General features: G+C 45.6%; 11 protein-coding genes. 4 read left to right on the forward strand and 7 right to left on the reverse strand.

All coding sequences use genetic code 11. The annotated features are described in order from the left end of the window. Positions 1-32: 32 nt before the first annotated feature. Positions 33-1,649, forward strand: a complete 1,617-nt coding sequence (locus R7Q41_RS01075) for an endonuclease (protein WP_318144312.1) — start codon at positions 33-35, stop codon at positions 1,647-1,649. A gap of 99 nt (positions 1,650-1,748) precedes the next feature. On the opposite strand, the gene pulA is transcribed toward R7Q41_RS01075, so the two are convergent. Next, entirely contained in the window at positions 1,749-5,738 is a 3,990-nt protein-coding gene (gene pulA, locus R7Q41_RS01080; RefSeq protein WP_205391338.1) for a pullulanase-type alpha-1,6-glucosidase, read from the reverse strand. Positions 5,739-6,284: 546 nt separating this feature from the next. Here pulA and R7Q41_RS01085 point away from each other — a divergent pair. From R7Q41_RS01085 to pdxY, 3 genes are all read left to right on the forward strand, one after another. Further along, positions 6,285-7,481 (forward strand): tetratricopeptide repeat protein, encoded by a 1,197-nt coding sequence (locus tag R7Q41_RS01085; RefSeq protein WP_033906656.1) that lies wholly within the window; start codon positions 6,285-6,287, stop codon positions 7,479-7,481. A 140-nt stretch (positions 7,482-7,621) separates the two neighbouring features. Further along, entirely contained in the window at positions 7,622-7,810 is a 189-nt protein-coding gene (locus R7Q41_RS01090; RefSeq protein ID WP_318144313.1) for an AbrB/MazE/SpoVT family DNA-binding domain-containing protein, read from the forward strand. A 101-nt stretch (positions 7,811-7,911) separates the two neighbouring features. Next, positions 7,912-8,781 carry a pyridoxal kinase PdxY gene (gene pdxY / locus R7Q41_RS01095; RefSeq protein ID WP_033906659.1) on the forward strand — a complete coding sequence of 290 codons (870 nt, stop codon included), beginning with the start codon at positions 7,912-7,914 and terminating at the stop codon, positions 8,779-8,781. A gap of 65 nt (positions 8,782-8,846) precedes the next feature. Here the strand turns inward: pdxY and sstT are convergent, their stop codons facing one another. The 6 genes from sstT to R7Q41_RS01125 form a co-directional block, all read right to left on the reverse strand. After that, positions 8,847-10,064 carry a serine/threonine transporter SstT gene (gene sstT, locus R7Q41_RS01100; RefSeq protein WP_005374821.1) on the reverse strand — a complete coding sequence of 406 codons (1,218 nt, stop codon included), beginning with the start codon at positions 10,062-10,064 and terminating at the stop codon, positions 8,847-8,849. Between the two features lie 356 nt (positions 10,065-10,420). Beyond that, positions 10,421-11,497, reverse strand: a complete 1,077-nt coding sequence (gene rsgA / locus R7Q41_RS01105) for a ribosome small subunit-dependent GTPase A (protein ID WP_005384642.1) — start codon at positions 11,495-11,497, stop codon at positions 10,421-10,423. A 275-nt stretch (positions 11,498-11,772) separates the two neighbouring features. Next, on the reverse strand, positions 11,773-12,081 hold the full coding sequence (locus R7Q41_RS01110) for a PTS transporter subunit EIIB (protein WP_005384641.1): 309 nt from the start codon (positions 12,079-12,081) through the stop codon (positions 11,773-11,775). Then, the gene (locus R7Q41_RS01115; protein WP_005384635.1) at positions 12,071-12,685 is read right to left on the reverse strand and encodes an SCO family protein; all 615 of its coding nucleotides are present in this window, start codon (positions 12,683-12,685) and stop codon (positions 12,071-12,073) included. Before R7Q41_RS01115 ends, R7Q41_RS01110 begins: the two co-directional genes overlap by 11 nt. Positions 12,686-12,694: 9 nt before the next feature. Further along, positions 12,695-13,120, reverse strand: coding sequence for a hypothetical protein (locus R7Q41_RS01120; protein WP_025768641.1), 426 nt, complete (start codon positions 13,118-13,120; stop codon positions 12,695-12,697). 244 nt (positions 13,121-13,364) lie between these two features. After that, positions 13,365-14,282, reverse strand: coding sequence for a DUF368 domain-containing protein (locus tag R7Q41_RS01125; protein ID WP_031778872.1), 918 nt, complete (start codon positions 14,280-14,282; stop codon positions 13,365-13,367). Between the last annotated feature and the right edge of the window lie 350 nt (positions 14,283-14,632).

A 14,632-nucleotide genomic window follows, 5' to 3' on the forward strand; every position in this document is an offset into this window, starting at 1 on the left:
TCTGGGATTTATATAACTAATGGAAAAGTATAATGAAATCCATAACGAACTCCCTCTGTTTCCTTGCTGCTGTTAGCTCTCCGTTTGCATATAGCCAAATTATCAACGGTGACTTTGAACAGTGGAATGGCAATGTACCTACGCAGTGGTCAGAGATTGACGCGGGCATTACAGTGTCGCCAAGCAGCGAGCAAATCAAATCGGGTGGTCTGGCTGCCCAGGTCGTCGTGAATACAGGTACCCAAAGCAACACCGACTTTTTGCAAACCATTAATGTGGAGCAAGGGAAAACCTATCCGTTTTCTGTCTCGGTTTATCATACCGAAGGAAATGTAAAAGCACGTCTGGTGGTTGATGGTTATCACAATTACTCGAACCCACAACAGATAAACCAGTGGCAAGAGCTCGCGCACAACTACACAGCGAGCTCGAACAAGACCATCAACGTCGGTTTGCGTTTTTACGATGAAGCCAGTTTTGATGGCTCAGAAGTTGTCTACGTCGATAATTTTCAACCGACTGAGACGAGTACACAACCTCCTGTAGAAAGTTGTAGTGATCACCAAGTGGTCTTGACTCTCACAACCGATAACTATGGTTCAGAAACTAGCTGGACGTTAAAAAACAACCAAGCCGAAGTACTGTTTTCTGGTCAGGGATATGAGTCAGCAACCACCATTGAAAAGAGCATGTGCTTAGCTGACGGTAATTACCAATTCACGATTCAAGACGAGTATGGTGACGGCATTTGTTGTGGCAGTGGCGCGGGGTCGTACATTCTGACTGAGGGAGATAAGACTCTTGCTTCTGGCGCTGAATTCTCGAAAAGTGAAACCACCGATTTTAACTTAGGTGACACAACGACGACCCCACCAGTGGTTGATGGTTACTATCAAGCGGCATCTGGTAAGACGGGATACGCTCTAAAAACAGCGTTGTTTAACATTATCAATAATCACTCCAGCCGAGGCTATTCTGCGGTCTGGACCTTGGTAAAAGATGCCGATATTGATCGTTATTATGAAAATGATGGCTCTATTCTCGATATGTACTCTGAAAAGCCATCTGCTAGCGATACAGTAAGCTTTACCAAAGTCACAGACCAATGTGGCCAATACAAAACGGAAGGGGATTGCTACAACCGTGAGCACTCTTTTCCGAAAAGCTGGTTTGGCGGTAAGGTTGAGCCGATGAACTCAGACGGTCATCACTTGTTTGCAACTGATGGTTATGTAAACGCGAAGCGCAGTAATTGGCCATTTGGTGAAGTGGGCACCGCGACCTACGTGTCTAGTAATGGCTCTAAACTTGGCCAAGCAAGCACTAGTCTGGGCTACTCCGGTACGGTGTTTGAGCCGATCGATGAGTTTAAAGGCGATTTTGCTCGTGCCTATTTCTACATGGCAACCCGCTATGAAAATATTGTAGGTAACTGGGAAGGCAATTCAAGCAATGCGGATGCTGTCCTTGATGGTTCAAGTTCGACGGTTTTTGAACCTTGGATGTTAAACATGCTGAAACGTTGGCACAAAAATGATCCCGTTAGTGAAAAAGAACGAAACCGCAATCAACAAGTGTTTGATTTTCAGGGCAATCGTAATCCATTCATTGATCATCCTGAGTTTGTTGAACAGATTTGGGGAAACTAACACCTTTTTGATTTTGGTATCCACCATTTAGTGACGCCAACAAAACAAAGGGGAAGCGTGATGCTTCCCCTTTTTCATTACGGATGTTTTTAAATGAAACTAGTTTTTCGTTACCGTCACGATTGGCGCCGACTTGTCAGCCGCGTTGAAGTGGAAGTTGTAATTTCCTGCTTCTGCAATCGCAATTTTCAGGTTTGCACTACCGCCACCGACTTCCATCGTTAGCGCTTTACCAAGCTCAACACTGCCTTCGCCACCGAAGTTGGTGTCTGCTGCCCAGTCTGCGCTCGCAACTTTCATCTCGTAGTTGCCCGCCGCTAGGTCAATGTCTAGCGAATAAACGTCATTTGCAACATAGCTGAACTTCGCTGTTGAGTCTTGTGCTGGAGCATCCCATGTAGTGATAGTGCCACGTAAGTAAAGTGCTGTTTCACCGAATGTTGGTGCATCTGCTGACTTGGTCACTGACACGACCGGTTTTTCTACGCTTTCATCTTGAACATGCAGCGCGTTCAGAGTGAAGTTGTACTTACCTGTTTCAGCAACAGACAGCTTACAGTTACCTTCTGAACCTAATTCTAGTGAACCAGAAGCTATATTCGCAGCATCACAACCGATGTTTGGATTTGCCCAACCAGAGTCCGCGAATTTGAACTCGTGTTCACCAACTTCAAGAACGCCAGTTACAGAGTACATACCGTTGCCAATAAAGGTCATCGCCCAATCACTGCTATCAGACCACTCGTTCATCGTGCCTTTCACGTAAACAACAGTTTCGCCGTAAGGAGGAATACTCGATACGTCTTTGTTATCCGTGTTTACTGGTAGGCCAGCACCTTGCGCGCCGTTTTGTGGCTGCACGAATACCGCTGTTGTCAGTGCTGGTACTGTGAACGTTTCATTGGTGAAGCTTGCACCTTTGACGATGTCATCCGCAGAGTTTTGTTGAACTTCATGCAGTTCGAAACCAGTTGCGCCAGCAACTTTGAAAGATTTCTCAGTTGATGTTGAGTTCACAACGGCCACGACAGCATCGTAGTTCGAATCCAAATCGGCACCCGCTGATGTACCATCGTCGATAGACATCACAATCAAGCCTTCCACTTGGTCTTTCCCTACGTTGCGGAAGTCCACACGGTTCATCACTTCTTGCGCGGTATCTAGGCGGAACAGTTCGCTTGTGCTACGGATTTTTAGTAGCTCTAGGAATTGTTGCTTAGTCAGCTCGATGTCGGTTGAATCTGGTTTCGCCGTGCTGTCACCAACGATGGTTTTGATCAGCTCCCAGTTTGCACCGTCTTTGTCTTCACGTGGTAGACCAACGTTCCAGTTATTGTCGCTTCCGTCGAAGAATACACGGTTGAACCAGTCACCAGAATCGTACGAGTCGCGCTGCATAGATTTAGAGCGCAATAGCTCAGAACCCATGTGGATGAATGGAATGCCTTGACCAAGCATCACCGTTGATAGGGACACAGACTGCATACGTGCACGCTCGGCAGATGAAGTGCCTGTCGCAATCTTGTAGGCGTTGTTATCCCACAATGTTTGGTTGTCGTGCTTAGACACGTAAGAGATGTTCTCTGATGGCACTTTTGTGTAGCCTGCAGGCGCACCATTGTAATCAACGTTCTTACCCAGCTTGGTTTCGCCTTTGTAATCAAGAAGGATGTAGTCAGCCAAGTTACCAGCCATACCTAGACGAACCAGATCTTGGTTGTGTAAACGACCATTCACCGACTCTGCGTCAGTTTTGGTTTCTTCGTTAGGGTAAGCGGCGTTACCAAAGCCTTGGTTAAAGCGAAGTGGGTGCTTACCTTCAGAATCTACACCGCCATCAAACGGGCTTCCGCCACGAACTGCGTCACGCAGACGATCAGAGAAAGTACCGATTTCTGTCCCCGCCATGTTGACTTGTGTCGCCTGATCGAAGCGAGCGTTTTGCGCGACTTCACCAAAGTCCCAACCTTCGCCGTAGAACAAGGTATTCGGGTCAATTTCACGGACTTTTTCAAGTGCGTAAACCATCACATCTTTCGGCTGGTGGCCCATAAGGTCAAAACGGAAACCATCGACTTTATAGTCATCCGCCCATACCATCAATGAGTCAACCATTAGTTTACCCATCATCAAGTTCTCGGTTGCGGTGTTATCACAACAGGTTGAGTTTTCGACGCCGCCAGTGTTGACGTTTAGGCGGTGGTAGTACCCAGGGACAATCTTATCCAGTACTGATTTTTCGTTCACACCAGATGCATTTGTGTGGTTGTACACGACGTCCATGACCAGTTTCAGATCCATTTTATGCGTCGCTTGAACCATTTCGCGGAACTCAAGAATACGCTTAGATCCGTTAGGATCGGTCGCATAACTGCCTTCTGGCACGGTGTAGTGGTAAGGGTCATAACCCCAGTTGAAGCTGTCTAGCATGCGAAGATCGTTCATCAACGCTTGTGCTTTGCCCGTTGTTGGGTCGTAGCTATTTAATACCTCTTCAATCACTTTGCCGTCATCTTCGGTCTCACAAATGGAGGCTTCTGGCTTGATGCCACAAAGTTTACCCACGGTGTCGGTGATATCGACTCGCTTGTCAGCGTCTTCATCCACGGTTGCAATATCAAATGCTGGCAGGATATGTAGCGTTGTTAGGCCAGCATCTTTCAGGGCTTTTAAGTGAGAAACAGACTCACGCTCAGGTTCTGTAAGCGCCAGATATTTGCCATCAAGACTTGGTGTGCCTTTACTGTCGTTAAAACTGAAATCACGAATGTGTGACTCGTAAAGGACGTGGTCTTCGTCTTTTTTAACCGTTGGGCGTGCGTAGTTTTTCCAATCTTGAGGCATTAAGCTTGGATCATCTAAATCAACCACTTGCGAGTATCGCGAGTTTTTAGACAAGCTCATTGAATATGGGTCTGTTACCAAACGCGTTTCAACGACCCCTGTTGTAGGGTGGTACACCTTAACTTGGTAGCGATAGTATTTGTTGACAACGTTGCTTTGTGCCTCAGAAACCCAGATACCTGTTGCTGGGTCTTCCGTCATGGCAACGGTCGCTTCTTCTGCTAAGTTTTCATCGTAGATTATCAGATCAACATCTTGGGCAGTTGGTGCCCATAGTTTGAAGGTTGCGGCACCGCCTTCCACAATCGCACCGAGTTCTTGACCGATCGCGTTACCTGCCTTGGAATCGGCAAACACCGCATCCAAAACACCCGGTTTTTGCACTTCAGTTGCAGAAATGACGTCACCATTTGCGTTGTAAGCCACCATAACGATTTGTGACTTCAGGATCGTACGCAAGGTCGCGTCATCGACATCGATACCCGCAGCTTGAAGGCTAGCAAGGTGACGGAAGCGTGATTTCAGACCATCAGACAACTCACCAGCTTTTGTCAGCTCAACCGCTGTACCGCCAGAGATTTGCTTATCTTCATCCATTTTGATGTCATTGCTAAGGCTGTAGAACAGCTTCATGGAATCCGCACTGGTCGCCGCTTCCCATGCAATGGTGTTGGCGTCTAACCAATGGGCTTTTTGACCATCAATATCAACAGGGCGCTCTTCTATTGGCTCGTAGTAAAGTTCACTGCTGCCGTGGAAGCCAAACAAACCTTTCGATTCGCCGATTTTCGTCAACTCTACTTTTGAGTTTGCGCTGCCGAACGCTTTCTCATCACCTTTGTGCAGAATGAAGTTCATGCATTCGTGTGGGTCAGAGGCGTCAGGGTTTATTTTCAGTACGTAGTAAGCACCGTAGGTGTCGTTGATGCCATCGAATGGGTGTGGCGCAGACCAATCCGTTCCTGTTCCCGGAATGCCCATTGCGTCTAAATCTGTGCTGGTACAGCCCTCACCGTTCCATAGGTGCAAGCCCCAACCTTCGTAGTCGCTTGCTGTTGAAGCTGATGCTACGTCACGTTTGTAATAAATGACGACTTCGTTCTCTCCCGCAGGGTACAAGCCTGAGCCAGGGTTCGTCGTATCTTCGTTCGTGCTATCACTACCACAACCGCTGATTACCGCGACGGAAATCAAAGGCAGTACGGTTTTGGCAATTGTTGATAATTTAAATGTCTTATTGTCCACGTTTACAAATCCATTGTTATTGAATTGATATTGAGCTGCGCGCTGCCTTCGCTGACTCAATCATCAAGAAGGTTTTGCACACGCTAGAAAGGCAGATGCCAAAAAAGGAAATGTTCAATTAGATGCTAATACACTGAATCATCAGCAAAATGTGAGAGCAGGCTGTTAAGTTTTTTACAGGTGCAAATTTTCTGTCACAGTCGATTTTGTTCACAAATTAAATAATAAAACAGGCGCATAGTGAGAGATTCTGCACATCATTAAAATGTAAATTTTTATGGGATGAGTAAGGGGGGATGATAGGGGATGAGAATGTCTCAGCCCCAAAACCGTGATTAAGTTCTATAAAAATGAGGGCTATATTTTTCTTTTAAAAATAAGTTGCAGTGATGTTGAATAAAATACCGCCATTAAGTCTTCGCAAGCTTCAGATTTTCGCTAAGTGGTCGTTATATAATGAAGGTAGTCGGCGTTACGTCGGCGCGTAATCATAAGATTTCCCTGAAAGGGAGTTGAATTGGGCCCTGAAACCAAAAGAGGCTATTTATGAGTAGTATGGGCATTGCCATTGCGGCAACTGGCCTTTCACTCGTCCTGATATTTGTGTGGATGATCTCGTTGTCGATGCGGAAACAGAGACTCGAGGCAGAGAGGAAAGCTCGCGAAGCCGCTTATCGAAAGGCGATGCATAAAGCGCGAGAGCAAGAGCGTAAAGAGCGAGAGTTCAAAGCAGAAACCGGGCATATCCCCACCATTTTATTTCTAGCGAAAGAAGCCGAAAAGGACAACATTCGTCAAGCGCTGTATTGGTATGATAAAGCCGCTAAACTGGACAATGTGACGGGGATGTATGGCATTGTTCGCTTAAGTGAACGCATGCGCGAAGATGTGATTTTAAAAGAGCAGGCAAACTTCTGGCGTACCGCAATTGCGGGAATGGAAGGGGATACCGAAGCGAAATTTTCGACGGGCAAGGCCTTGGTCTTTGGTCGAGGAACTGAAAAAAATATCCCAAAAGGTAACCAACTGATTGAAACTGCCGCCGAAGAAGGCTGCATTGATGCCATGATTTATATGGGGGAATGGCAGCTTTCACCAGACAATAGTGCAGGACGCAGTGCAGATGCGCTTTACTGGTTTATGAAAGCGGCGGAAAAAGACAGTGCGGATGGCAAGATCCAAGTCGGCTTATGTTACCTAAATGGCATTGGTACAGAAAAAAGCATGGTTAAAGGTTGCTACTGGCTAGAACGGGCCGCGGAAGGTGGCAGTGCTAAAGCGATGTATCATGCTGGCGAAGCGTGGAAGGATAAAGGTAAAACGGGTAATGCAATTGCTTACGTTTGGCTGTTTCTTGCTGCCAATATGGGCTACCAACCTGCGCGTACGTTACGTGATGAAGTGGCAACCAATATTGGTGTTGATGTTGTCGTTGGATTGCAGTCCATAGCGAAGCCGTTGCAAAGAAAACTGGCCTCAGGAATGGTGAGAAAGCACTCTATTATTCGAGCCCTTAACAAAGTGTACAAACGCGAAGCGTATTTTCCTGCGGAAGAGGAGCTCAATGCGGTGTTGAATGATGAGAATAAAGACGCCTCCGAAGCTTGGGAGGAGACATCAACACTAGATTTTCAGCCTAAGATGACAACGGTAACAGCAGAAGACCAGGCAAGCACATCGCCCAACGAAAAAAAACTCTCTAAAGATGCGCTCGATTTCACTCAAAACTTCCTTCAGCCATAACCTATCTTATCCAGAAGCCTCAAGATTGAGGCTTTTCTTTTGTCTTTAAAATGTTACGCCAAATCCAAGTCAGCTTAATGTATTTGAGGCTAGACATCCAATGACGTGAAAACTCACTTTCGACATTTGGAGGACGAAAGATGATAAGTCAACCTGTTAAAATCGATGACGACACCGCCGTAGTCATTCCAAGCGTAATCCTGGCTCAGCTCGGGATAAGGGAAGGAGATACCCTAGAAATCGCACTGAATAAAGACAAAATGGAAATTAAGAAGATGGTGTTGAAAACCAGCGCTCCAACTTACTCTGAAGATATTGAGGAGAATTGAGTTAGAGAATCTTGGTTTGTCGGATACACTACTGGTTTCGCAAAACTGGCGCTTGCCGCTGTCTTTGAACTATCGATAACTACAATAAGAGGTAAGGTACTATGCAAGGTATCCTCTCTATACAATCTCATGTTTCTTTTGGTCATGCTGGTAACAGCAGTGCCGTTTTCCCAATGCAACGCATGGGTTTCGAAGTATGGCCGATTCATACCGTTCAATTTTCTAACCACACGCAGTATCAAGAAGGCTGGACTGGGCGAGCGTTTGCGGCTGAAGACATCAGCGAGTTAGTTCGTGGCCTTGGTAACATCGGCGCACTGGAAAAGTGCCAAGCGATATTGACGGGCTACCAAGGTAGCGCAGAGCAGTGCCTTGCTGTTGAAGATACCGTGACGAAAGTGAAGCAAGCGAACCCGAACGCACTTTATGTTTGCGACCCTGTGATGGGCGCGCCAGACAAAGGCTGCATTGTGGCTCCGGGCATTGCTGAAAATCTTCTAACGCGTTTGATGCCAATGGCGGACGTGATCGTTCCGAACCAATTCGAGCTAAGTCAATTTTCTGAGATGGAAATCCACTCACTAGACGATGCGATCACCGCATGCCAACGTGCGCTAGAAAAAGGTCCAAAAGTGGTGCTAGTTAAGCACCTTTACTGCCTAGAAAATGGCAGCTTCAACATGCTATTGGCTACGCAAGAAGGCATTTACCTTGCGAAGCGTCCTCAATTTGAGTTTGCTAAACAACCTGTTGGCGTGGGCGATCTTATTTCAGCTATCTTTACCGCGGGACTCTTAAAAGGCTGGTCTCCCAAGCAAGCTTTCCAACATTGTCATGACGCATGCTACGGGGTGTTAAGTGCAACGTACCATGCAGGCGAATGGGAGCTGCAAACTATTGCTGCGCAGCAAGAGTTTGTTGAGCCAAGTAAGCATTTCTCAATTGAAGAGGTGGCTTTGGTCACCGCGTAATTGAGCGCAATTAAACAAAAAAGGGGAGCCATCATCGGCTCCCCTTTCTCTTTGTTCTGTCGGTCTTACTGAGCTTTTTGCTGCTCTGATTTACAAACTGCTGCCGTAAAGACAACGTCTGTTGAGCTGTTTAGCGCAGTTTCTGCAGAGTCTTGAATCACACCGATAATGAAGCCAACCGCTACAACCTGCATGGCTACGTCGTTTGAGATACCAAACAGGCCACACGCTAGAGGGATAAGTAGTAGAGAGCCACCTGCAACACCTGATGCGCCGCATGCAGAAACCGCAGCTACAATACTTAGAAGTAGCGCAGTCAGTAGATCAACTTCGATACCCATAGTGTGCACAGCTGCAAGCGTTAGTGTTGTGATAGTGATTGCAGCACCAGCCATGTTGATGGTCGCACCTAGAGGAATAGATACTGAGTATGTATCCTCGTCCAGTTTTAGCTTCTCACATAGTGCCATGTTTACTGGAATATTCGCTGCACTTGAACGAGTGAAGAACGCTGTTACACCACTTTCACGTAGACAACGGAATACAAGTGGGTAAGGGTTTTGTTTGGTTTTAACGAACACGATCGCCGGGTTTACAACGAGTGCGATGATCATCATTGCGCCAAGAAGAACCGCCAGAAGGTGTGCGTAGCTTGCTAGCGCGCTAAAGCCCGTTGTCGCAAACGTTGAAGCAACCAAGCCAAAGATACCAAATGGTGCAAGACGAATGATAAAGCGCACAATGTGAGACACGCTGTGGCTTAGATCTTCAAATACGGCCTTCGTTGTTGCCGATGCGTGGTGTAGTGCAAGACCCAGACCCACACCCCAAGCAAGAATGCCGATGTAGTTTGCTTCTACTAGTGCATTTACTGGGTTGTCGACCAGTTTAAACAACAATGTGCGTAGAATTTCAGCAATACCTTGAGGAGGCGTTGCACCTTCAGCACCGGTGACAAGCGTTAAATTGGTCGGGAAAAGGAAGCTTAGAACCACTGCTGATAGCGCCGCGAAGAATGTACCCATCAGGTACAGTACAACGATTGGGCGCATGTAAGTGTGTTGGTTTTTCTTTTGGTTTGCAATTGAAGCGGCAACCAAAATAAACACAAGAATTGGCGCGATCGCTTTAAGCGCGCCGACAAAAAGGCTACCAATTAATCCCGCGCTTTCGGCATGGCTTGGAGAAATTGTCGCGAGCAAAATACCAAAGACGATACCGACAAGGATCTGGACGACGAGGTTACCACGAGCATATCGGGCAACGAGGCTGTTGTGTTGCATACATCATTCCTGCAATTTTATGCCAGAGTGGCAGGGCAATAGTCCATCATTACACGGCGATAATGCCCTTATATTACAAGGGGTGAGCATTGCTTCTGGTCACTAAGACACATGATTATCAATTATCCTGTTTTTATAAATTCAGCCATTTTCTTGCTGAATATCACATATCTTAGCTTGGTAATATTTTGTGTCTAGTTTTAGTTTGTTTTTGGATTAAATGTTTGCTCAATGTTATTTAAATAAGATTTTTATGTTGAAAATTATCATTAGTTATGAGTAATGGTTTTTAATAAAGTTGTTAAAAAGGAGACTTTCGTCTCCTTTGATTTTATTGACAACTCAAACGCAACAAATTAATAACTTTGTTGGCGCCTGCGCTTATCACTCATGGCATTGCGAGCAAGTTTACCGAATCGTCGACTTTGTGCTCGTTGCTCTGCCAAAGTCGCGCCGTTAAAGGCTTGTTCTCGCAATAGTTTTTGATAGTTATTGAAACGACGAACCTCCAGTTTGCCATTTGCAATCGCAGTTTGAACTGCGCAGCCTGGCTCAGTTTGGTGCTTACAATTGCCAAAGCGACAACGCTGAGCGAGCGCCTCAATGTCAGAAAATGCCTCACTGACCCCCGATTCACAATCTGCTAGTTGAAGCTCGCGCATTCCCGGAGTATCAATCAAGATGCCGCCATCAGGTAATAGATGGATAGAGCGCGATGTAGTTGTATGTCGCCCTTTGCTATCGTCTTCACGAATATGCCCAGTTGCCTGTTCTTGTTGCCCGAGTAATGCATTAACAAGAGTTGATTTGCCAACGCCTGAAGAACCGATAAAAGCGAGGGTTTGTCCTTCTTTGCACCAGGTCATGAGTTTAGAAGCACTCTCTATTTCTAAGCCGTTGACTGTCTCTATAGCTAATAGAGGGTCGAGCTTCTGTACTTGGCTTTTTAGTTCATCAGTATTGTCACACAAATCGGCTTTGGAAAGCACGATGACGGGTTCGACTTCGGCTTCATGAGCCAAGGCAAGATAGCGTTCAATACGACTTAAATTGAAGTCGTCGTTAAGGGAACAGACGATAAACACTGTATCCACATTGGCTGCGATAAGTTGCTCTACCACTTTGCTGCCAGCGGCTTTGCGGCTAAAGAGGCTCAAGCGATCCAGTAAGCGAACAAATTGCTGATCTTCATTTAAGATTACCCAGTCTCCGACGGTCATATTGGGTAAAGAATGGTGGGCATTAAGATGAACTTGCCCAGTTTCTGTTGCCAATAAATAACCACTTCGGTGATGCGCAATTACACGAGCAAAGATAGTGTTGTCGTAATCGTCTAATGTCAGTTGTTGCTGAAAAAATGGTTTCCAACCCAATTGTTTTAGAGGGTTTGAAGTTGAAACTAATGTGTCACAAAAAGTATGTGTTTGATTCATTATTGAATTATCCCAGACGCAACAAAGCGCCTTAATACAAATCGCATTAGGGTCTAATTCGGATAGAGTTGACCCCGGTGAAGACCGGGCAGAGAAGGGGAGTTGTGGCTATGCCACAGAGTTGGTGCTGTTAGGGTTACCCTTGCGATGCCCAGTTAGTGTTATTCAATACAATCATCTTGTGTCCTCTTCGTTGGTTAATAAATAAGTGAGTTAATTAAGCCAAAGGAGTATAGCCGCCCTTTTTTAAAGAGGGTAGCTATACTGCAAAAATATTAACTTTGTTTTGTGATGCGCTCTTCCATAATCTGCGAATACGTGTTGGCTTTTAAGCCGTATATGATTTGGACATGACGATCATCCAATATCACGACGCCATGCGCGCCATGATTTTTGAGTGCGTTCTTATCGATGACGGACGTCGCTCTGAGGGTAAGACGCAGCCGAGTCGCACATGCACCAGTTTCTAGCAGGTTCTCTATGCCCCCAATGGCGTCAATGATCGTATCGACGTCTTGTTCGACATTGGGGTTGGTATGAGTTAGGAAATTGAAAAATTGCTTCAGCACTGACTTAACCGTCATTTGAAGAGTCTTCGGTCGTTAGTTTTGAAATGGCTTCAACAATCGGTGCCGGTGAGAGCGTATGCGGTACTTTAGTGATTAACGTGCCATCCGGCTTCAAGAAGTAAAAGTAAGAGCTATGATCCAGCGTGTATTTTAGTTCCGAGCCTTCCAATTCTGTCTTGCGGAAAATGACACCATAGTTGTGTGCCAAAGGTGTCGTTACATCAAGTGGTGCCGATAGGCCTTCAATCATTGGATGGAAGTAATGGGCATATTTTGCTGATGCATCGGCCTCATCACGCTCTGGGTCTAAAGAAATGAACATCGGGCGTAGTTGTGCTTTTTGCGCGTCGTCAATTTGATTCAGTGCTCCTGCCAGCATTGCAAGAGAAGTTGGGCAAACGTCTGGGCAGCGAGTAAAGCCAAAATAGACGACTCGGATGCGAGGGTCATTCACATCGAAGATATTGACGGCTTGGTTATTTTCCCCAAACAATACCGTTTGTTGAGAGGTGGAACTGTCCACTTGCTCTGGCTTCGTTTTCTGATTATCTAAATAGCTCTTTACGCCAAACCCGAGTGCGAAAGCAGCTACGAGAAATAGGGACCAATTGTGGCTCATAACGATTCCTTATCTTTGCATTTTTATAGCAGGGTAAACGGTATTCTCTCCATCACTGAGTTCACCAACCCAAGTCATTGCATCCTCCGTGCAAACCGGGAGAATGATGTCACCTTGATATTGGCCAGGAGCGATTTGCTTCAGCAAAAACTTAGGCTCACCCATCTCCATTTCTCTTCCTGAAAGACTTAGGATGAGTTGCTTAGCATCGCTTGTATGCCACTCAACATTTAGAGTGGTAGGAACCAAGGGTTGAGCAGTTTCTGAGTTTAGCGTCATCGTAACATTTTCTTGGACGCAAGAGGTTGTAGAGAGAAAGCAGTATTCATCTATTGACTTGCTTTGAGTGGAAGAAGAAAAGCTTTTTATTAGAGTCGGGGCATAAAATCCCGCAACTAATGCGGCTGAAACAGCGGCGATTTGTAACAGTTTCATTAAGGTTCAGCATTTATCACTTAACATTACGAGCATCGTAGCACAGATGCGCCGCTCGCCAACTCGTGACCTCGGTAAATTGTGCGTTATACCTCGGTGACCAGCTTCCTTATAACGCGACGGACTTTTATTGCATCAAATACAGCAGAGTTTTCAATTGAGATGTTTTGCCCTTAGCCAATAAATAAAAACGGAGCCAATTGGCTCCGTTTTTATTTGGTTCAGTATGTGTTTGATACCAAAGTCATTTATCTGAGTCTGCGAATTTCTCTAGACCTAAAACCAGAGCAATGGCTGCAAGCATCATCACGACAGCAAGTACTAACTGAGAAGGTTGTGATGTCACGTGTTCAAATTCAAATGGTGATAGGTTGTGCTGTAGCAATGGCACTTGTTCGCCCTTCGAATTGGTGCGCCAAGTGATGGTTTCTTTCCATGGCCAAATCTTTGGCAACGTACCAATCATTAATCCAGTCAAAAACATCAGGGTGAAATCACGGAACTTGCGTAGTAACCACGACAATAAGTGAGAGAAGGACAGTAAACCGATCACGCAGCCAGACAAAAATAGCGCTAATGTATCGACTTGAAAACCTTTCACTGCGGCTAATACAGGAGCATACATGCCAATCAGCAGCAAAATAAAACTGCCAGAGATACCCGGCAAGATCATCGCACAAATCGCGATAGCTCCAGCGAATAAGGTATTAATGGCCGTTGGTTCCATGTGTAAAGGTTTGAGCACAGTAATACTATAAGCAAACCCGACACCAACGAGCAGAATGACAAAGCGGACAAGATCGCGTTGCTCAACCTGACGAATAATGTGATACACAGAGACCAAAATCAGACCAAAGAAAAATGACCAAAGTGGGATCGGGTGTGTGTCAAGAAGCCAAGTAATCAACTTTGCTAGCGTTGCAATACTGGTGAAAATGCCGGCAAACAGAGCGATAAGGAAGAATCCGTTGATGTGATTAAACGCGGCTTTAACCCCTTCTTTTCGCCAGATAGAGAAAAGTGAGGGGTTAATGCGTCGAATGCTTTCAAGCAGCGTATCGTAAATACCAGTGATAAACGCGATGGTGCCGCCAGATACACCAGGTACAACATCTGCTGCACCCATGGCGATTCCCTTGAAGAAAGTAATTAAGTAGTTCATTGCTCTAATGCTAAGTCGTTTCGATGGCAGAGAGTATACAAACATTGCGATGAAAAAAGTATGAAATAGTGCTGTAACTACTTGGTTTTATATCCAATCTATTGCCTATCTTTATTACCCGCCAAGAGACAATGTCGCCGTAACGAGCTTTTAATGCTTGGTTTACATTTTTGAGATGATTAACTCTACTATCAATTATCAGTCTTGGTTGCATTATGCAATTGCAATTTGCATTGCAAAGTTGCATTTTGATAATTTGCGCGTGAATAAATCCAGCTTATATGAGATCTTGTGCCCAAAAATAAGTCTTTGCATTTTGGCATGATTAATGCATAATACTGCTCGACCCT

Source organism: Vibrio sp. 2096, assembly GCF_033339595.1.
Taxonomy (GTDB): Bacteria; Pseudomonadota; Gammaproteobacteria; order Enterobacterales; family Vibrionaceae; genus Vibrio; species Vibrio alginolyticus.